The organism is Amycolatopsis sp. NPDC045836, assembly GCF_056431745.1.
Window position 1 is genome coordinate 370,784 of the sequence record NZ_JBWKKF010000002.1, and the last position, 18,231, is coordinate 389,014.

The 18,231-nt window shown below is 67.9% G+C and carries 19 protein-coding genes; 14 read left to right on the forward strand and 5 right to left on the reverse strand.

Annotation, left to right across the window (positions count from 1 at the left end; genetic code table 11):
- Positions 1 to 118: 118 nt before the first annotated feature.
- The 3 genes from AC07EG_RS04585 to AC07EG_RS04595 form a co-directional block, all read right to left on the reverse strand.
- A complete protein-coding gene (locus AC07EG_RS04585; RefSeq protein ID WP_478251614.1) occupies positions 119 to 742 on the reverse strand; it encodes a C39 family peptidase in 624 nt (207 codons plus the stop codon).
- A 107-nt stretch (positions 743 to 849) separates the two neighbouring features.
- Positions 850 to 2,223 carry a DNA repair protein RadA gene (gene radA / locus AC07EG_RS04590; RefSeq protein WP_478251615.1) on the reverse strand — a complete coding sequence of 458 codons (1,374 nt, stop codon included), beginning with the start codon at positions 2,221 to 2,223 and terminating at the stop codon, positions 850 to 852.
- A gap of 156 nt (positions 2,224 to 2,379) precedes the next feature.
- The gene (locus AC07EG_RS04595; RefSeq protein ID WP_478251616.1) at positions 2,380 to 3,222 is read right to left on the reverse strand and encodes a copper chaperone PCu(A)C domain-containing protein; all 843 of its coding nucleotides are present in this window, start codon (positions 3,220 to 3,222) and stop codon (positions 2,380 to 2,382) included.
- Between the two features lie 297 nt (positions 3,223 to 3,519).
- Between AC07EG_RS04595 and AC07EG_RS04600 the strand changes: the two genes are divergently transcribed.
- From AC07EG_RS04600 to AC07EG_RS04635, 8 genes are all read left to right on the forward strand, one after another.
- Positions 3,520 to 4,011: a CarD family transcriptional regulator gene (locus AC07EG_RS04600; protein WP_478251617.1), complete on the forward strand. Its 492-nt coding sequence runs from the start codon at positions 3,520 to 3,522 to the stop codon at positions 4,009 to 4,011.
- Positions 4,012 to 4,037: 26 nt separating this feature from the next.
- The gene (locus AC07EG_RS04605; protein ID WP_478251618.1) at positions 4,038 to 4,700 is read left to right on the forward strand and encodes an IspD/TarI family cytidylyltransferase; all 663 of its coding nucleotides are present in this window, start codon (positions 4,038 to 4,040) and stop codon (positions 4,698 to 4,700) included.
- The gene (gene ispF, locus AC07EG_RS04610; protein WP_478251619.1) at positions 4,697 to 5,170 is read left to right on the forward strand and encodes a 2-C-methyl-D-erythritol 2,4-cyclodiphosphate synthase; all 474 of its coding nucleotides are present in this window, start codon (positions 4,697 to 4,699) and stop codon (positions 5,168 to 5,170) included. Before AC07EG_RS04605 ends, ispF begins: the two co-directional genes overlap by 4 nt.
- 4 nt (positions 5,171 to 5,174) lie before the next feature.
- Complete coding sequence (locus AC07EG_RS04615; RefSeq protein WP_478251620.1) at positions 5,175 to 5,861, forward strand: HAD family hydrolase; 687 nt, start codon at positions 5,175 to 5,177, stop codon at positions 5,859 to 5,861.
- Positions 5,862 to 5,909: 48 nt separating this feature from the next.
- Positions 5,910 to 7,295: a cysteine--tRNA ligase gene (cysS, locus tag AC07EG_RS04620; RefSeq protein WP_478251621.1), complete on the forward strand. Its 1,386-nt coding sequence runs from the start codon at positions 5,910 to 5,912 to the stop codon at positions 7,293 to 7,295.
- Between the two features lie 2 nt (positions 7,296 to 7,297).
- On the forward strand, positions 7,298 to 8,254 hold the full coding sequence (gene rlmB, locus AC07EG_RS04625) for a 23S rRNA (guanosine(2251)-2'-O)-methyltransferase RlmB (RefSeq protein ID WP_478251622.1): 957 nt from the start codon (positions 7,298 to 7,300) through the stop codon (positions 8,252 to 8,254).
- 68 nt (positions 8,255 to 8,322) lie between these two features.
- Complete coding sequence (locus tag AC07EG_RS04630) at positions 8,323 to 9,759, forward strand: MBOAT family O-acyltransferase (RefSeq protein WP_478251623.1); 1,437 nt, start codon at positions 8,323 to 8,325, stop codon at positions 9,757 to 9,759.
- A 680-nt stretch (positions 9,760 to 10,439) separates the two neighbouring features.
- The gene (locus AC07EG_RS04635) at positions 10,440 to 11,432 is read left to right on the forward strand and encodes an AlbA family DNA-binding domain-containing protein (protein WP_478251624.1); all 993 of its coding nucleotides are present in this window, start codon (positions 10,440 to 10,442) and stop codon (positions 11,430 to 11,432) included.
- Between the two features lie 58 nt (positions 11,433 to 11,490).
- On the opposite strand, the gene AC07EG_RS04640 is transcribed toward AC07EG_RS04635, so the two are convergent.
- Together AC07EG_RS04640 and AC07EG_RS04645 are read right to left on the reverse strand one after the other, a co-directional pair.
- Positions 11,491 to 12,180 (reverse strand): HAD family hydrolase, encoded by a 690-nt coding sequence (locus tag AC07EG_RS04640; protein ID WP_478251625.1) that lies wholly within the window; start codon positions 12,178 to 12,180, stop codon positions 11,491 to 11,493.
- Positions 12,177 to 13,019, reverse strand: a complete 843-nt coding sequence (locus AC07EG_RS04645) for a GntR family transcriptional regulator (protein ID WP_423577778.1) — start codon at positions 13,017 to 13,019, stop codon at positions 12,177 to 12,179. Before AC07EG_RS04645 ends, AC07EG_RS04640 begins: the two co-directional genes overlap by 4 nt.
- A 217-nt stretch (positions 13,020 to 13,236) precedes the next feature.
- On the opposite strand from AC07EG_RS04645, the gene AC07EG_RS04650 reads away from it, so the two are divergent.
- From AC07EG_RS04650 to AC07EG_RS04675, 6 genes are all read left to right on the forward strand, one after another.
- Positions 13,237 to 13,701 carry a hypothetical protein gene (locus AC07EG_RS04650; RefSeq protein ID WP_478251626.1) on the forward strand — a complete coding sequence of 155 codons (465 nt, stop codon included), beginning with the start codon at positions 13,237 to 13,239 and terminating at the stop codon, positions 13,699 to 13,701.
- Complete coding sequence (locus AC07EG_RS04655; RefSeq protein ID WP_478251764.1) at positions 13,701 to 13,979, forward strand: hypothetical protein; 279 nt, start codon at positions 13,701 to 13,703, stop codon at positions 13,977 to 13,979. The genes AC07EG_RS04650 and AC07EG_RS04655 overlap by 1 nt, the downstream gene beginning before the upstream one ends.
- Before the next feature lie 283 nt (positions 13,980 to 14,262).
- A complete protein-coding gene (locus tag AC07EG_RS04660) occupies positions 14,263 to 14,508 on the forward strand; it encodes a hypothetical protein (protein WP_478251627.1) in 246 nt (81 codons plus the stop codon).
- Between the two features lie 233 nt (positions 14,509 to 14,741).
- On the forward strand, positions 14,742 to 16,235 hold the full coding sequence (locus AC07EG_RS04665) for an FtsK/SpoIIIE domain-containing protein (RefSeq protein ID WP_478251628.1): 1,494 nt from the start codon (positions 14,742 to 14,744) through the stop codon (positions 16,233 to 16,235).
- A complete protein-coding gene (locus AC07EG_RS04670) occupies positions 16,232 to 16,615 on the forward strand; it encodes a hypothetical protein (protein ID WP_478251629.1) in 384 nt (127 codons plus the stop codon). The genes AC07EG_RS04665 and AC07EG_RS04670 overlap by 4 nt, the downstream gene beginning before the upstream one ends.
- Positions 16,615 to 18,222, forward strand: coding sequence for a replication initiator (locus tag AC07EG_RS04675; RefSeq protein ID WP_478251630.1), 1,608 nt, complete (start codon positions 16,615 to 16,617; stop codon positions 18,220 to 18,222). The genes AC07EG_RS04670 and AC07EG_RS04675 overlap by 1 nt, the downstream gene beginning before the upstream one ends.
- The last annotated feature ends 9 nt before the right edge of the window (positions 18,223 to 18,231 follow it).

An 18,231-nucleotide genomic window follows, 5' to 3' on the forward strand; every position in this document is an offset into this window, starting at 1 on the left:
CCCCAGTGCGTTGACGGTTGGTTTCCGTCAGGTGAGGGAAATAGTCCGCAAAATTGTGACCGCTGTCAATGCCCGGTGCTCCAGGGGGCATTCCACCGGGAGCACCGGGCAGCGGGGATCAGGCCGCGTAGCCCTTCGGCGGGATCAGCGAGGCCAGTTGGTCGAACGACAGCCAGTAGATCTGGTTGCCGCCGAAGTTGGCCGAGTCGGCGATGTGCACGGTCATGTTGTCGCTGTTGTAACCGATCACCGTGAAGTAGTGGTAGATCGTCTCGTTCGGGTAGCCGGGCGGGTGGTTGTCCGGCGGGGCGACGATGTTGGCGACCACCGCGTAGCCGTTGTCGATGTCGTAGACGATGTCCTGCCAGAGCAGGTCCTTCTGCGCCTGCGACGGCGGGTCGTTCGGCATCTCCTTGACCTCGTACCAGGTGGTGCCGAGGTTGGCGTTGAGCGCGTTGGCGATCTGGCTGATGTGGTCGGTGCCGTTCTCCGTGGTGCCCATCTGGGCGGCCAGCTGCCCCTGCGACGGCAGGGCGCCGGTCCTCGCGGACATCGCCACCCGCGCCGCGGCCGGGCCGCACCAGTAACCGGTCTCCTGGACCTGGTACTGGATGTTGAGCGATTTGGCGCCGGCCGCACCCACCTCGGCCGGCGCGCTCTCGGCGAACGCCGCACCCGGCAGGACCAGTGCGCTCGCCGCGGCGACCCCGACGACCGCCCGGAGGAAACCTCTACGCTGCACTTGTTACTCCTTCCCCAGCTAATTCGTCGGTTATTTTCCGTCGAATAGCGGACATCCTGAGGAACCGGGCAACCGTGCACAAGGGGTTTCAGGCAGAGCCGAAACACTCAGGCCCGCGCGTGCTCCGCGGCCGACAGCGCCAACCCGACGTCACCGACTTCGAGCACCCGGATACCGGGCGGGAACTTGCCGGAGTCCGGCGGCACGAGCGCGTGCGTGAAGCCGAGGCGGGCGGCCTCGGCGATGCGCTTGCCGACGTTGGACACCCGCCGGATCTCCCCCGCCAGCCCGACTTCGCCGACCGCGACCAGGCGCGGCGACAACGCCACGTCGGCCACCGACGACGCGATCGCCAGCACCAGCGCCAGGTCGACGGCGGGCTCGGTGATCTTCATGCCGCCGACCGTGGCCAGGAACACATCCCGCTTGGCCAGCTGCATGCCCGCCCGCCGCTCCATCACCGCGAGCACCATCTGCACGCGCGAGGAGTCGAGCCCGCTCACCGCGCGACGCGGTTGCGGCAGGGTGGATTCGGCGACCAGCGACTGCACCTCGCTCATCAGCGGGCGCTTGCCCTCCATCGCCACGGTGATCGCGGTGCCGGGAACCGGCTCGGTGGTGCGGTTCATGAACAGCCCCGACGGATCGGGCACCCCGACGATGCCGTTCTCCCCCAGTTCGAAGCAGCCGATCTCGTCAGCGGCACCGAAGCGGTTCTTCACCCCGCGGACCATGCGCAGGGTCGAATGGCGGTCGCCCTCGAACTGGAGCACCACGTCGACCAGGTGCTCCAGCACCCGCGGCCCGGCGATGGACCCCTCTTTGGTGACGTGCCCCACCAGGATGATCGGCAGCCCGCGTTCCTTGGCCAGCGCGACCAGGCCCGCGGTGACCGCCCGCACCTGCGTCACCCCGCCCGGCGCGCCGTCCGCGTGCGGCGAGGACATGGTCTGGACCGAGTCGACGATCAGCACCCCGGGCTTGACTTCGTCGACGTGGCCGACGATGGCCCCGAGATCGCTCTCCGCGGCGAGGAACATCTGCTCGTGGACGTTCCCGGTGCGCTCGGCCCGCAGGCGCACCTGACCGGCGGACTCCTCGCCGGTGACGTACAGGGACGGGTGCTCCCCGGTCTCGCCCGCCGCCCACTGGTAGGCGACTTCGAGCAGCAGGGTCGACTTGCCCACGCCGGGCTCACCGGCCAGCAGGATCACCGCACCGGGCACCAGCCCGCCACCGAGCACGCGGTCCAGCTCGGGCACGCCGGTCCGGCGGGCCCTGGCGGCCTCGACGTCGACCTGGCCGATCGGGCGCGCGGGCGCGCTGGGCGCCCCGGCGACGATGCGCGCGATCGCCGGACGCGCGTCACCGCGTTCCTCGATCGTGCCCCAAGCCTGGCACTCCGGACACCGGCCGACCCACTTGGCCGCCTCGTAACCGCACTCACCGCAGCGGTACGAGGTACTGCTCTTCTTAGCCACGAGCGCCCACGCTAGCCGGGACTACCGACAGTTTCTCCGGCCATGCCTCCGGCACGGCGGCGAGGTCGCTCGAAGCCGATCGCTTCCCTCGGCACGCCAGGCCGCGGGCGGCCTGGCGCACCCCAGTCCAGCGATCGGCGCGACCTCGCGCGGGGCTCAACCCCCGTGGCCCTCGTGCTCGCCTTCGACCGGGCCCGAGTGCGTGGCGGGCGGGGCGCCGTGGTCGGCCTGGCCACCGGCGGCCGAATCCTCGTGCTCACCGTGGCCGCCGTGGTCGGCGTCGGTGCCCGAACCGTGGTCGGGCCGCGGGTTGGTGGAAGTGGCGAGCGGCACGTCGACGACGACCGAGCCCGCGTTGCGGAAGGTGAGCGTGACCTTGAGGGTCTGACCCGGGTACACCGGCGCCTTCAGGCCGAGCAGGTTGACCACCGCGTGCCCGACCGGGTGCTCGGCGGGCGGCGGGGGCTGCGCACCCGGCGCGGGCGGCTGCTCCGGCTGGTTCGAACCACCCGGCTGGTTGGCGCCGCTCGGCTGACCGGCCTGGCTCGGCTGGTTCGCCCCGGCGGGCGGCTGCGGCGCGCCGCTGGACGGCTGCCCGGCGGCGGGCGCCGCGTGGGCGGCACCGTGGTCGTGCGGCAGGCTGGCCATCGGGCTGACGGTGATCTTGCTGCCCGCCACCACCACCCGGTAGCCCTCGATCTGCGCGCTCGTGGCGGCGTCCGAGCTGACCGCGACCAGCTCGTCGTCGGTGGGGCCGTTGTTCGCCACGACCAGCTCGAGCGGGGCGTCGGCACCGGCCGGGTAGAACGCGGCCGCGCCGGGGAAGGTCAGCTTCGCGTCCCGCACGGCGAGCTTCCCGAGGTCGGTGAAGCCACCGGTGACCGCGGACAGCTGGGTGTCGGTCTGGGTGATCTGACCGGCGCCGCAGCCCGCGAGCGCCAGCGCCGCACCAAGGCCGAGCGCGGCCACGCCGAGCACGCGTCGTTTCTGCTGCCTCACGGTCTCGTGTCCCTCCTGCGCGTCCTGTTCCCCGCGAAGGGTAGCCCGGACTGCCGCGCGCGGCCGAACCCGGTGGCCGTTGCGCGCGCCGGATTCGAAGATCAATGGTCCACAGTGGATTTCCCGGCGGCCGGGCCGCGATTTGCGGCTCACCTGCATGAGCATGGGAAATGCACGTTTGTCAACCCCCGTCCGGCCCACGATCCGGCCGCTGACCTGCGACGACGGAACTCGGGGCGCTAGATGGTGCCAGTCGAGCCGTGCTAGGATGGTGCTAGCGAAAGGGGCAGAGGACACATGGTTTTCAAGGTCGGAGAGACCGTCGTCTACCCGCACCACGGTGCCGCACTCATCGAAGCGATCGAGACCCGGGTGATCAAGGGCGAGGAGAAGAAATACCTCGTCCTCAAGGTCGCGCAAGGGGACCTCACCGTTCGCGTGCCCGCAGACAACGCCGAGATCGTCGGTGTGCGGGACGTCGTCGGGCAGGACGGTCTGAATCGCGTCTTCGACGTGTTGCGTGCGCCGCACACCGAGGAGCCCACGAACTGGTCTCGTCGGTACAAGGCCAACCTGGAGAAGCTCGCCTCCGGCGATGTGAACAAGGTGGCCGAAGTGGTGCGCGACCTCTGGCGGCGTGAGAAGGACCGTGGCTTGTCCGCCGGCGAGAAACGGATGCTGGCCAAAGCACGGCAGATTCTGGTGAGCGAACTGGCACTGGCCGAGGGCACCGACGAAGGCAAGGCCGAGGTCCTGCTCGACGAGGTACTGGAAACCGCGACGGTCTGAGCGGAACCACCGGCCCGATCACGGCGATGAACCACGTCGCTCTGCTTCTCGCGGACACCAGCCAGGGCGCACTCGCGTCTCTCCGTGGCGAAGCACTGCTCACTCATGCGGTTCGTGGCCTGATCGATTCCGGCTGTGAAGACCTGACGATAGTTCTGGATTCGGACCGCCGGCTCGCCGAAAGCGAGTCGGCGGTCCGAGTCGTGCCCGGGGCCGCCCAGCGGCACCGGGTTTTTTCCGGTTGCGCGGATCGTAGCGAGTCCCTCCGCCGGGCCCTGCACGTGGTCGGTCAAACACGCTCCGGAGTACTCGTGGTGCACGAGGCCACCCGGGCGCTGGCGCCGTCCGCGCTGGTCAGGGCGGTGGTGGCGGCCGTGCGCGAAGGCGCGCCCGCAGCCGTCCCGGTGCTGCCGATGACCGACACCGTGAAACTGGTCGACGGCGAGTCGAAGATCACCGGTACGCGTGACCGCGCCCGCCTGCGCACCCTGCAGACCCCAATGGCCTTCGACGCCGGGCTCCGGGCCGAACTCGCCGAGCACGGCCCCGAGCGGCTGCTCGACCGGCTCGGCGCCCGGGTCCGGCTGGTCGACGGCCATCCCGACGCCGCACGGCTGGCGTCGGAGTTCGAACTCGCGCTCGCCGAAGCGGCGTTCGCCGAAGCCGGAGGCCCGCTGTGCTCCCCGTGATCCCCAGAATCGGCCAAGGGGTGGACGTGCACCCGGTGGCGGCCGGCCGCGACTGCTGGGTCGCCGGCCTGCGCTGGGAGGGCGTGGACGGCTGCGCCGGGCACTCCGACGGTGACGTCGCCGCCCACGCGCTCTGCGACGCCCTGCTCTCCGCCGCCGGGCTCGGCGACCTCGGCGCCGTCTTCGGCACCGGCGACCCGCGCTGGGCCGGCGCGCACGGCACCGAACTGCTCGCCGAAGCCCGGCGGCGGGTGGAGGCCGCCGGGTTCACCGTCGGCAACGCGGCCGTGCAGGTGATCGGCAACGCACCCCGCATCGGCAAGCGCCGCGACGAGGCGCAGCGGGTGCTCTCCGAAGCGGCGGGCGGGCCGGTCAGCGTGGCGGGCACCACCACCGACGGCCTCGGCCTGACCGGGCGCGGGGAAGGCATCGCGGCGATCGCCACCGCCCTGCTGATCCCGGTAGCCTGACGCCGTGACGATCACTGCGGCGATGTTCGACTTCTCGGGGACCGTCTTCCGCCTGGAGCAGGACGAGACCTGGCTCACCGACCTCACCGACGACGGCGGCGCACCGCTCGACCTCGAAGCCCAGACCGAGCTGATGCGGCGGATGACCGCCCCGGTCGGCCAGGTGGCGCAGTTCGACGACGAGCACCAGCACGCCTGGGAGAACCGCGACCTGGACGTGGAACTGCACCGCAAGGTCTACCTCGACGTGCTCCGCCAGTCCGGGGTGCAGCAGCTCCACCAGCGTGAATCGCTGTACGAGCGGCTCATTGATCCCGCGATGTGGACGCCGTACCCGGACACCGAAGCGGCGTTGAAGGGGCTGGCCGAGCGCGGCGTCAAGGTCGCCGTGATCAGCAACATCGCCTTCGACATCCGCCCGGCCTTCGCCGCCCGCGGCTGGGACGCCTACGTCGACACCTTCGTGCTGTCCTTCGAGGTCGGCGCCATCAAACCGCAGCCGGAGATCTTCCAGGCCGCGCTCGACCAGCTGGGCATCACCGGTCCGGAGGCGCTGATGATCGGTGACGCCGAGGAGGCCGACGGCGGGGCGCGGGCGCTCGGCTGCGCGTTCGCCCTGGTCGAACCGCTGCCGACGACCGAGCGGCCGGACGCCCTGCTGACCGCGCTCCGGGCCCACCAGCTGCTCTGAAGCCGGATCGGTGCGACCGCCGTCACGGCGAGCCCGTACCATTTCGGCGTGGCCCTACACCTATACGACACGGCGTCCAGGAGTGTGCGGGAGTTCCACCCCGCCCGCAGCGGAACGGCTTCGATGTACGTGTGTGGTGCCACCGTGCAGGGGGTGCCGCACATCGGGCACGTCCGGGGCGCGCTGAACTACGACGTGCTGCGCCGCTGGCTCGTCCACAGTGGACTCGACGTGCTGTTCGTGCGCAACGTCACCGACATCGACGACAAGATCCTCACCAAGGCGGCGGCCAACGGCAGGCCGTGGTGGGAGTGGGCGGCCACGCACGAGCGCGCCTTCGAGGACGCCTACACCGCGCTGGGCTGCCTCCCGCCGTCGATCGCGCCGCGGGCCACCGGTCACGTCACGCAGATGGTCGAGCTGATGCAGCGGCTGATCGACCGCGGGCACGCCTACGCGGCCGGCGGTGACGTGTACTTCTCGGTGAAGTCCTTCGACGACTACGGCGCGCTTTCCGGGCAGCAGCTCGAAGAGGTCCAGCAGGGCGAGACGCTCGCCGAGGGCAAGCGCGACCCCCGCGACTTCACGCTGTGGAAGCGCGCCAAGCCGGGCGAGCCGTCTTGGCCCACTCCGTGGGGTGACGGGCGGCCCGGCTGGCACCTGGAGTGCTCGGCGATGGCCACCACGTACCTCGGCGGTGAGTTCGACATCCACGGTGGTGGGGTCGACCTGGTTTTCCCGCACCACGAGAACGAGCGCGCGCAGTCCCACGCGGCGGGCGACGGGTTCGCCCGGTTCTGGCTGCACAACGCCTGGGTGACCATGTCCGGCGAGAAGATGTCGAAGTCGCTGGGCAACGTGGTGGCCATTCCGGAGATGCTGCGGAGCCACCGGGCCGTCGAGCTGCGCTACTACCTGGTCCAGCCGCACTACCGGTCCACCATCGAGTACTCCGACGCCGCGCTTTCCGAGGCGGCGCAGGGGTACCGCCGGATCGAGCAGTTCCTCCGGCGGGTGGCGGGCGCAGCCGGTGCGGTCGAACCCGGCGAGCTGCCCGCGGGGTTCACCGCGGCGCTCGACGACGACCTGTCCACCCCGCAGGCGTTCGCCGTGATGCACAACACCGTGCGCGACGGCAACGCGGCGCTGGACTCCGGCGATAACCAGCGGGCGCTCGAACTCGGCGCCTCGGTCCGCGCGATGACCGCGGTGCTCGGGCTCGACCCGCTCGACCCGCGCTGGGCGGCCGGTCAGGAGAGTCCGGCGAACCAGGCGCTGGCCGAGCTCGTCTCGGGGCTGCTCGAGACCAGGCAACAGGCCCGCAAGGAGCGGGACTTCACCCTCGCGGACTCCGTTCGCGCGTGGTTGCACAACGCGGGTGTCGCGGTGGAGGACACCCCCAACGGTCCACAGTGGACCCTTAAGGACTCGTAGCAATGGCAGGCAACTCCCGTCGTCGCGGTGCGATTCGCAAGGAGGGCACCAAGAAGGGTGCCGTCGTCGGATCGGGCGGTCAGCGGCGCAAGGGGCTCGAAGGCAAGGGCCCGACCCCGAAGGCCGAGATGCGGCCGGGTCACCCGGCGCAGCGGCGGGCCGCGGCGGCCGCCGCCCGCGCGGCCAAGCAGCGCGACAAGGCGGAGGCGCCGGAGCTGATCGCCGGGCGCAACCCGGTGGTCGAGGCGCTGCGGGCGAACGTGCCGGCGACCGCGTTGTACGTGGCGCTCAACATCGACGCCGACGACCGCGTCACCGAAGCCGTGCGGCTGGCCGGTGACAAGGGCATCTCGATCCTGGAGATCCCGCGCGAGGAACTCGACCGCAAGACCAACCGCGCCGTGCACCAGGGTCTCGGCCTGCAGGTGCCGCCGTTCGAGTACGCCCACCCGGACGACCTGCTCACCGCCGCACGCGACTCCGGCGAGCCGCCGCTGTTCGTGGCGCTGGACGGGGTGACCGACCCGCGCAACCTCGGCGCGGTGATCCGCTCGGCGGCCGCGTTCGGGGCGCACGGCGTGGTACTGCCCGGCCGTCGCAGCGCGGGCATGACCGCGGTGGCGTGGCGGACCAGCGCGGGCACGGCGGCGAAGCTGCCGGTGGCGATGGCGACGAACCTGACCCGCCAGCTGAAGTCGTGGGCCCAGGAGGGCCTGATGATCGTCGGCCTGGACGCCGACGGCTCGATGGACATCGACGAACTGCACCTGGCCACCGAGCCCCTGGTGATCGTGCTCGGCTCGGAGGGGCGCGGGTTGTCCCGGCTGGTGCGGGAAACCTGCGACGCGACGGTGTCCATTCCGATGGCGGCGGGCGTCGAGTCGCTCAACGCCTCTGTGGCGGCCGGCGTGTTGCTGGCCGAAGTCGCGCGATTGCGCCGGGTCACCGGTAGGATCTGACGGCTGCGGCCGGCTCCCCTCGGCTAAGGTCACAGAACTGCTACGTCGCCAGGGGGAGCCGCTCGGCCATGTCGTTCGTTTCGCCGCTGTTCCTGTGGTACTTCATGCCGGCGGTGCTGGTCGCCGTGCTGGTGTGCCCGCGGAGCTGGCGAAACGGCATCATCGCGGTCGGCAGCCTGATCTTCTACGCCAGCGGCGCCGGGGTGTTCACCCTGCTGCTGCTGGCGTGCATGGTGCTGAACTTCCTGGCCGGGCCGCACCTGGAGCCGAACGGGTGGGACCGCGGCCGGGACGCGCGGCGGCGGGTGCTGCTGCTGTGCGTGATCGGCTTCAACGTCGGCATGCTGGTGGTCTGGAAGTACGCCGGGTTCGCCACCGAGCAGATCGCCTGGTTCGCCCAGGCGCTCGGCGGTGACTTCCCGATCGTGCAGCTGGCGCTGCCGATCGGCATCTCGTTCTACACCTTCCACCACGTCTCGTACGTGGTCGACATCTACCGCGGTGAGCGGCAGGCGCTGCGGAACCCGGTGTCGTTCGCCACCTACATCTCGATGTTCCCGCAGCTGGTCGCCGGGCCGATCGTGCGGTACCGGGAGATCGCCGACCAGCTGCCGCAGCACCGGTCGCACCGGCTCGACGACATCGCCGCCGGCTTCCCGCGGTTCGCGCTGGGGCTGTGCAAGAAGACGATCATCGCCGACTCGATCAGCCCGATGGTGGACGCCTGCTTTTCCACCCCACCGGGTGACATGACCTTCGCCGTGGCGTGGCTGGGGGCGCTGGGGTACACGCTGCAGCTGTTCTTCGACTTCTCGGGGTACTCGGACATGGCGATCGGGCTGGGGCGGATGCTCGGCTTCCGGCTGCCGGAGAACTTCGCGCGGCCGTACTCGTCGGTCACCATCACCGAGTTCTGGCGGCGGTGGCACATGTCGCTGTCGCGGTGGTTCCGGGACTACGTCTACATCCCGCTCGGCGGCAACCGCGGTGGCGCCGGGAAGACCTACCGCAACCTGTGCATCGTCTTCGTGCTGACCGGTTTCTGGCACGGCGCGGACTGGACCTTCCTGGTGTGGGGCATGTTCCACGGCGCGCTGCTGATCATCGAACGCGCCTTCGGCTGGGCTTCCGCGCCCGCGGACCGCGTCGCCACGATCGCGCGCCGGGCGCTGACCTTCGTGCTGGTGGTGTTCGGCTGGGTCTTCTTCAAGTCGGCGGACCTGCCGCGGGCGCTGAACATGATCGGCCACATGCTCCTGCCCGACTTCGAGGGCCTCACGGACGTGGTCTCGTCGGCGCTGACCAACCAGCGGCTGGTGCTGCTGCTGGTCGCGCTGGTGGTGGTCTTCCTGCCGGCGCACCCGGTCACCGGGCCGCTGCTGGAGTCCTCGCGGAGCAAGCCGGCCACGGGGTTGCGGATCGCGGTGATGACGGTGGGCCTGGTGTACGCCTCCATCCTGGTGGCGACGGGCACGTTCAGCCCGTTCCTGTACTACCAGTTCTGACGGCCTGGTCGCGTCGACCTCCGGCGTGCTTCGGCCTACGGCCTCTGACCTGCGCATTGTCTCTCGACATTTCTCGCGGGTTCTCGCTGCCGCCCGACCTCTGACGGCCTGGGCACGGCCTGGCGGCCCTCGACCACCCCTCCCCCATCGTCCCGATACGCAGCCTGCTCAGCGGTCGCTGTGCCGGGTCAAGGCACGCTTTCCCGCCTTGACGCGGTGCGGCGGCCGTTGGACGATCCGGCGTCCGGGGCGGTGGGGTTCTGTCGCGCTGCCTGCGGCGGCGCGCTGGCGCCCCACCTGCGGGGGCCGTGCCGCGCGGCCCGCCGGGCGGAGCGGAGCGGGAGCCCGGCGTGTGCCGCGATGGATCCGGCCCGGCCGCCAAGGTGACGGGCCCCGCGCGCGCCGCCGCAGGCGGCGCGCCTTGATCCCATAGAGCCAAATTCGGCAGACAACTAACCTACTAGCGAGTTGCTACCTGACCCAAGCGCGCTGAGGAAGCCAGTTGCCCCCTCAGCGATAATGTAGTCGTGCAACATGCAGATGACTCAGACGCGGGCCAGATTTTTTGGCGAAATGACAAGGCGCTGATTGACACCAATGGCAACATTTACTGTCTTCCATCTCGAAATAAGTACGACTACGACTGCAGATCTACCATAATCCCAATAGCGTCCACAGAAATGATCGAAAAGGCACTACGGGAAATCGCAATTACCGAGTCTTTGCCATTTGAAGAATATCATAAGATAACTTTCGACATTTCAGTGCACGATAGTGATTTGACTTCAGAATTCGGATCCGACCACTCAGGGTCACTGAATGAGCACTTAAGTTGTTTATGTTTTTCACTTGACTCGAATGGCTCACTAATACTTAATTTGTGCATAGACAACCCGCTTCACCTGAACGAAGATTGGATACGGAAGTCAATCGGCCCACTGGCCGAATCATGCGGCTTACAGTTCGAGAAGATCGAGCGAATGGGCAAAAATCCAGATTGGGCAGAGCTACTTTTTTCTTTATCCAAGACACTCCTCCTCGAGTACGTCGTCGAGATATCAAGCGAAATCCAAGTAATTCTTTCTAGTCATGACGCCAACCTCGGCACACCGCTAGGAATCTACTCAACCCTCACCCGAGGCCACAGAAAATTCCTTCTAGGCCAGCCGGAGACCGACACCCTAGAGTTTAAGAGTAAGCATTACGGCATCGAGAACAATCGCGCCCGTTACGAATACTCTTTAGACGTAGCATCGTTTGCAAACTCCGAATACGGCGGAGTGGTGATTATTGGAGTAGATACTCGCAGGGATCCATATGGTCGAGATATTGCAATAAGCATCACCGGGTGCAACGATAGCCCGGGCATTCTCGACAGGTACTCTTCAATCTTGCGAGAGTATGTTTATCCCGCGATCACCGGCCTGATCATTGACGTCTTTGAGTTCGATGACTGCAGCTTGGTTGCGATTGTCATCCCGAAACAGAAGTCAAGGCACAAACCATTTCTCGTGAAGGGCGGCCTCATAGACGGTGTTGAGAAAGTATTTGGAACCGCCATCTCAATACCGCTAAGACGTAGAGACGGAAAGGAAATGCTTAAGGTTGAGTCGTTGCACAGGATGTTAACGAGGCCACGGGATGACAACGACCAAGAGATCGACTTCATATAGTCGCACCATTCCGATAGGTGTGTAATGGAAAGGTTGCACACAAGCCAGACTCAAAGATTCATCTAATGAACATTAGATTTGCAAGATCAAGCACCATGCCATCACCGTGGCCACATCGAAATAGATCAACCTTATCGGGCTTGTTTGCATAGAATACGAAATTGATTTCGGCTGCCCGAGCCGCAGCTTGATCAGTGAACGAGTCACCAATGAGCACCGCTTCCGAAAGATTGACCCTCAAACGACCTACCGCAGACAACAACATTGCTGGACTAGGCTTCAGGAGGCGAAAGTCTGAATCGCTTCGCGCGGATACATAACGCACGAGACTATCAAGCTGATACAAAGTCAGATAGACCTTGATCGCCGCAGCACTGTTGTTGCTGACGATGGCGATTGGGCGGCCGGTCTCATGCCAAGCGTGGATGAGGTCGTGGGCGCCTGGGGCGGGTTCGGCGGTGGCGATAGCTTCGACTTCGAGGGCGGTGAAGGCGGCTTCGACGTAGCGGGCTTCATCGTCGCCGAGGGTGGCGGCGTAGCGGAAGACGTCGAACGGGTCACCGGTGGTGGCGACGGGTTCCGGCAACTCGGTGTGACCGCCATCGGCCAGGACTACGCGGAGTTGTTCGGCGACGGCGGGGGCGGGCAGGCCCGCGAAAACCGAGCAGATCGGGCCGTCGAAGTCCAGGAGCAGGGCCTTGGCGTTGGCCAGGAGTTCCCGTGCCTTGGCCTCGTCGCCGGTGGTCACCGGGTGTACTCCTTGGCCACGGTGGTCCACATGCTGGTGAACCAGGTTTTGGCCTGGTCTACGTACTGACTCCCGGTGGAGGTGTCGTCGTCGTTGGCGGAGTGGTGGAACAGGATGGCGTCTTTGCCCATGAGGTCGTACATGGCCTGGGTCTCGCCGCCGAAGGTGATGACGTGCTCCCGGACGGGGTAGAAGCCGAAGAAGGCTTCTTCCTCGTTGATCAGGTAGAGCTTGAACAAGGGAGCCGCGGGATGGACCCGGATCTCGGCGGTGGCTTCGTTGACCAGGCCGAGTTGAGCCAGCTCGGTCACGGAATCGACGATGGCCAGGGTGTGGCGGCGCATGATCTCTTCGGCGCGCTGGCGGAAGCCGGGACTGTCGGCCTTGTCCTCGACGGTAACGGGCAGGCTCCAGGGCTGGCCGGGGTCGGGCAGCAGTAGGCGCACATGGATCGACTCGGGCCGCAGCCGGCCGATTCGGATCTTGTCCAGGGGTTCGGCCATCACGCCGTGCAGGGTCTCGCCGGAGAACCCGGCGAAGTCGATGGTGACGTGCTGGGCCTCGAAGGCGCGTTCGATGTGCGGGCGCAGGCCGACTGGGCGTTCGGTGCGCTCTCGGACGAAGACGCCGCTGCCCTGCCGGGAGACGATGAGTCCTTCTTCTCGCAGCTCGCGCAGGGCGTTTTGCACGGTCATCGGGGCGACGTTGTAGGTCTTGGCCAGCTCGCTGCGCGACGGCAGCTTGTCCCCGGCGGTGAACTTGCGGGTGAGGATGGCCGCGCGCAGGGCGTTGGCGACCTGCACATATGGCGGACGTGGGTCGTCCGGATCCAAGGCCATGACTGCTGTCTCCTTGCGTTTTTTGCGTCCAGCTTGCGTCTGTACTTGCGCAATCTGCGTATTTCCATGGTCGCAGCGGCGCTCAAGGCTGTCTAGGCCAGCTAGCGAGCTAGGCCGATGGCCCCTTGGTTGACTTGTCTAGCCAGGCTAGGTAGCCTGGCTGAGTCAGCCACGTTAGACAGCACCGCACGAGGTGCCCGGCCTAGGAGCAACCCAGATGGCAGTAGCACGCGGAACGCGTTTCGAAATCGACCACGACCAGGTGTTTCCCGACGGCGCGGCGATCGTCGGCCCGGTGACTCCGGACATGGAGTACGTCTCCAACGAGGACAAGGCCAGGGGCAAGCAGCCCAAGCAGAAGATCGACGAGCAGACCGGACTTCCGCAGTGGAAGGTCACGGTGACCGACCCGTCGGCGGAGAAAGACCGCGACAAGTCCGCGACGGTCACCCTGCTCGACCGGGTGCAGCCGGTTCCGCCTGCGGCGGCGATCGCGGGCTTCGACTTCCGGCCGGTCGTGTTCGAGGGCCTGACCGTCGAGGCCCGCGTCATGGGCGAGAAGTTCAAGTACCAGGGCTGGGTCCTGCGCGCCACCGGCATGCGAGAGCCCAAGTCGGCCACGCCGCCGAAGTCCTCGACGGCGAAGACCGGCGGTCCGAACGAGCAGAAGACGGCTGCGTGATGGTCAAGCGGCCGTCGCGTGAGGCGGTCGCTCGGTGGAACACCGCGTATGCCGAGCAGACCGCCGCACTGTTCGCCGCGATGCGCTCCGAGGTGGGCGACGTGGCGGCGGTGCGGCGGCTGGCCCTGGCGTACCACTCGGTGGCGGAGTCCTGGCGTGTGCTGTCAGCCGACCTGGCAGCACCGCTGTGGGCTCGTCACGCGGCATCCGTTGCCGCTGAGGAATTCGACCGGCGCGCGCGGGTCGAGAACCTGCGCGCCGACTCAGCTCAGAACTAGGAAGCAAGGCGGATGGTGTCGCACGAACGGATTGCCGCCTGGGAACGGGCGTATCACGAGTTCACGGTGGCGTCTGGGGTCGCGGCCCGTACCGGCAACCAGAACGGACAGGCGTTGATGGACCTGGCCGCCGCCTCGGCGTCGGTCGCGTCGGCCTGGCGGGACATCCGCGGTGAACACCGCTTCCCGTGGTGGCTCTCGGCCGCGCTGGAGTCGGCGGTGCAGGCGTTCGAGGCACAGGCCGTGGACTGCGAACGAGCAGCACAGAAAGGCGTAGCCAGTCATGGCGTTGAACGTGACGTGGTTCCCGGGGCCGGGAGCGATCGCGGGCATGGAACAGCTTGGTTCAGCACGGGAACTGGCGGCCCTGGTGATCTATCTCGACCCCGACAGCTTGGTGATCATGCCCCCGAGCGATCCGGCGGAGTGGCCCGAGTTCATCGGGCTCCTACGCCGTATCCAAAAGGGAGCGGCGGAGCTGGCTGATCACCTCGACCGGACGGGAGTGCCCAGCTTCGACGACGAGTAAATCCGAATAGGACGAGTAACGCGCGCTGGTCGTGTGGCGTACAAGCACGCCCAGATGCGGAATTCCCTTACCTAGCGCGCAGAACCGGAACTCTGGCTACCAACCTTCGCCGGTCCTGCGCTGCTCACAACCTCACGGAAGTGAACAATGACAACGCTATACGACGACAACTGTCGCGCACCAGAGGGGATTACCCATCTCACCCGAATTGCCGTGGTGGGCGGTGATTCCCGATGAACCACAACGGTTCCCGATGGATCGACCCGGCTCCGCTGGAAGTCGCCCGGCCCCGGCTGCCCTGGTGGACCCTGCTGCCTCGCTGGGTCAAGGTCGTGCTGTCGCCGGTCATCCTCACGTGGCTGGTCTGCTGGACCACCTACCAGGTCAGCCGCATCCTGTGGCGCTATCCGCTGACCATGGGCGTCGCCCTGCTCGCCGGATGGCTGGACGCCGAACTCGGTCACCTCGGCCTGCTCTGGGTCCTTACCGGGACTGCGGCCGTGCTGGTGCTGTGGTGGTGGCGGGCTCGCCCCTCCTTCCAGCGCTTCGCCCTGCCGCAGGCCCGGACCGAGTACCGGCGGGTCGCCATTTATGCCGGCCACTGGCGAACCGTCATGCGGCTGTCCGACCTGGTGAAGACCAGCCGTGGCCGCGAGTACCGGCCCAAGCTCGGCTTGGTCCGCTCCGAGGGCTGGCGGGATCGCGTCCGGGTTCGCATGGTCAAGGGCCAAGCTCCGGAGCAGTGGGAGCTTCGCGCGTCCGGCCTGGCGCACTCCTTCCGCGCCACCTCGTGCCGGGTGCGTGTTCGCAAGCCTGGTCGGCTCGAACTGGACTTCGTGCACCGTGACCCGCTCGCCCGTGCCATCCCGGCCCCGCCGTTGGCGGCGGAGGATTCCGCGGTTGACCTCAAGCGCGTGACCGTCGGACGGCAGGAGAACGGCAAGCCCTGGCGCCTGCCGCTCCAGGGGACTCACGTGCTCGGCGTCGGCGTCACCGGTGCGGGCAAGGGCTCGCTCGCCTGGGCCGTCGCGTGGGCGTTGGCTCCCGCGCTGCGGTCGGGTGCGGTCCGCATGTACGGCATCGACCCCAAGGGCGGGATGGAACTCGGCCAGGCGCCCGAGGTCTTCCACTCGGTCGTGTTCAACAACGGCGAAGAAGCCGTGACCCTGCTCGAAGAGATCGCGGCCGAGGTCAAGCAACGTGCCGAGCGGTACCGGGGCTTCCTGCGCTCGTGGAACCCGAACACCGGTGATCCCTTCCTCCTGGTGGTCATCGACGAGTTGGCGGACCTGCTCGCCTACCAGGCGGACAAGAACCTGCGGGAACGCGCGAACCGGGCAGTCCAGACGATCACCAGTCAGGGCCGCGCGCCCGGTGTCTGCGTGCTCGGTCTGGTCCAGGACCCGCGCAAGGAAATCGTCGCCTTCCGCCACCTGTTCTCGACCCGGATCGCGATGCGCCTGGACGAGAAAGCGCAGGTCGACATGGTCCTTGGCGACGGTGTGCGCGAACGTGGCGCGGCGGCTCACGAGATCTCCGAGCACACCCCCGGCGTCGCCTGGGGCAAGGAGGACGGCAAGCGCGAACCGTTCCGCGCTCGGGCCTTCCACATCACCGACCACGACTTGATCGAATTGGTCGAGTACGTCACCGGTGTGCCCGTGCGTCGCGCTGACGTGCTGCCCTTCCCGGCCCGGAACGACTCGGATGGGGGTGCGGTGGCGTGAGCGTGCTGCCTTTCCTCGATGTCATCCGAGACCACCTCGGGCGTCATGACCTGCCGTCTCCGTGCATGGTCGCGGTGGACGCGTGGGCCCGGCCGGTGACCGTGCAGCTCTGGGCAACCGGGTTGACGCAGAGCTGTGCAGCGCTCGTTGCCTGGGCTGACACGCTCACCGAGGTCTCCGCGTCCTTGTGGCGCACCCCGGCGGGCGACTCGGTGCACCTCGAAGTGACCGGCCGCGTGCCTGCGGGCGTCCCGATCCGGGTCTATGACGCGGTGACCTTCGACCCGGTGACCTTCCCGGACCTGCCGACGAACACCCGGCAGGACCTCGCCGTGTCGCTGCTGCGCAGGTGGGCACGCGGTGAGGAGGTGGCCGCTTGATGAGCACCCGTGCCGAACGGATGCGGCTACCGCTGTCCACCGAGGTCATGAAGGCCACCGCCGAGAAGCACGGCGTGTGCGTCCGGCCGTTCACCATGGAAGCCGGCGACTTGGACACCGGGGAACTCCGGTACGTCGCCGTGCCCTGCGGGTCCACCGTGGAATCCGTCTGCGCTCCCTGCGCCAAGAAGGCCAAAGCGCTGCGGATGGCCCAGTGCCGCGAAGGCTGGCACCTCACCGAGGAACCGGACTTCACCCCGGCCCCGCCGAGCAAGGAACAGACCGAACTCATGGAACTCCGCGCGGACCTCGTGCAGGAGTACCGCAAGACCATGGCCGAAGGAGAGGAAGCAGAAGCCGAGGAACTGCGCGAAGAGATCCGCTCCGTCGACGACGAACTTCGGCAACTCGGCATGCGCGGCCGTCTGCCCTCGCCGGACCTGCCGGAGAACAAGCCGGTGAAGCGGTCCACCAAGCGGCGGCAGGACGCGCCGAACCTGCCCCGGCAGAAAGTCGCCAAGACCACCCTCGGGCGGGAGTTCGCGGGCAAGTTCCGGCCGTCGATGTTCGTCACGCTCACCTGCGACACCTACGGGCGGGTGCGGGAGGACGGGACGCCGGTCGACCCGGTCGGCTACGACTACCGGCGGGCTGCTCGTGACGCGGTGCACTTCTCCGCGCTGGTCGATCGGTGGTGGCAGAACCTCCGCCGCTGCGTCGGCTGGGACGTGCAGTACTTCGCCACGGTCGAGCCGCAGAAGCGGAGCGCGCCGCACCTGCACGCCGCGCTCCGCGGTTCGATCCCGCACGACGTCATCCGGCAGGTCACCGCGGCCACCTATCACCAGGTGTGGTGGCCAAACCACGACCAGTTCGTCTACGACGGCGACCGGCTCCCGGTCTGGGACTCCCGCACGCGGGCCTTCCTCGACCCGGAGACCCGGGCGCCGCTGACGCTGTGGGATGAGGCCGTTGAGGCGGTCGAGGAACCGGCGCACGTGGTGACCTTCGGGCAGCAAGTCCACTCCAAGGGCATCCTCGGCGGGTCGGAGGAAGCCGGACGGCACATCGGGTACCTGACCAAGTACCTCACCAAGGCCACCGGCGAAGTGGTCGAGGCCACGACGGCTCGGCAACGGGACCACCACGACCGGCTTCACGCTGAGCTGGCGATCACCCCGTGTTCGCCTCGGTGCGCGGTCTGGCTGCTCTACGGCGTCCAGCCGCAGGGCGCGGGCTCCCGCACCATCCCCGGTCACTGCAAGGGACGGGCTCACCGGCGGACCACGCTCGGCCTGCCTGGTCGGCGCGTGCTCGTCTCCCGGAAGTGGTCGGGCAAGTCGCTCGCCGACCACAAGGCGGACCGCAAGGCGTTCGTCCACCAGGCCCTTGCCGCAGCCGGCATAAGTCGGCCCGCCGAAGAACCGGCCCGGCTGGTCTGGCGCAAAGTCCAGTCCGGAGACCCGCACGTTCCGCCCCGGGCGCACCTGCTCATGCACGCCATCGCCGAACGCATCTCCTGGCGCGCCGAGTACGACCGCGCGCTACTCGCGGCGCAGGGACCACCAGGCGATCCAGAAACTTCGGCAACTCTGCAAGCGGCCTGACCTGGGGGG

What these genes read in the sequence shown, in the direction of transcription:
- AC07EG_RS04635 (WP_478251624.1), top strand. Translation starts at nt 10,440, where the DNA reads ATGATCGAAAAGGCACTACGGGAAATCGCAATTACCGAGTCTTTGCCA.
- AC07EG_RS04660 (WP_478251627.1), top strand. Translation starts at nt 14,263, where the DNA reads ATGGCGTTGAACGTGACGTGGTTCCCGGGGCCGGGAGCGATCGCGGGC.
- AC07EG_RS04655 (WP_478251764.1), top strand. Translation starts at nt 13,701, where the DNA reads ATGGTCAAGCGGCCGTCGCGTGAGGCGGTCGCTCGGTGGAACACCGCG.
- AC07EG_RS04600 (WP_478251617.1), top strand. Translation starts at nt 3,520, where the DNA reads ATGGTTTTCAAGGTCGGAGAGACCGTCGTCTACCCGCACCACGGTGCC.
- rlmB (WP_478251622.1), top strand. Translation starts at nt 7,298, where the DNA reads ATGGCAGGCAACTCCCGTCGTCGCGGTGCGATTCGCAAGGAGGGCACC.
- AC07EG_RS04630 (WP_478251623.1), top strand. Translation starts at nt 8,323, where the DNA reads ATGTCGTTCGTTTCGCCGCTGTTCCTGTGGTACTTCATGCCGGCGGTG.
- AC07EG_RS04645 (WP_423577778.1), bottom strand. Translation starts at nt 13,019, where the DNA reads ATGGCCTTGGATCCGGACGACCCACGTCCGCCATATGTGCAGGTCGCC.
- AC07EG_RS04650 (WP_478251626.1), top strand. Translation starts at nt 13,237, where the DNA reads ATGGCAGTAGCACGCGGAACGCGTTTCGAAATCGACCACGACCAGGTG.
- AC07EG_RS04605 (WP_478251618.1), top strand. Translation starts at nt 4,038, where the DNA reads ATGAACCACGTCGCTCTGCTTCTCGCGGACACCAGCCAGGGCGCACTC.
- AC07EG_RS04675 (WP_478251630.1), top strand. Translation starts at nt 16,615, where the DNA reads ATGAGCACCCGTGCCGAACGGATGCGGCTACCGCTGTCCACCGAGGTC.
- AC07EG_RS04665 (WP_478251628.1), top strand. Translation starts at nt 14,742, where the DNA reads ATGAACCACAACGGTTCCCGATGGATCGACCCGGCTCCGCTGGAAGTC.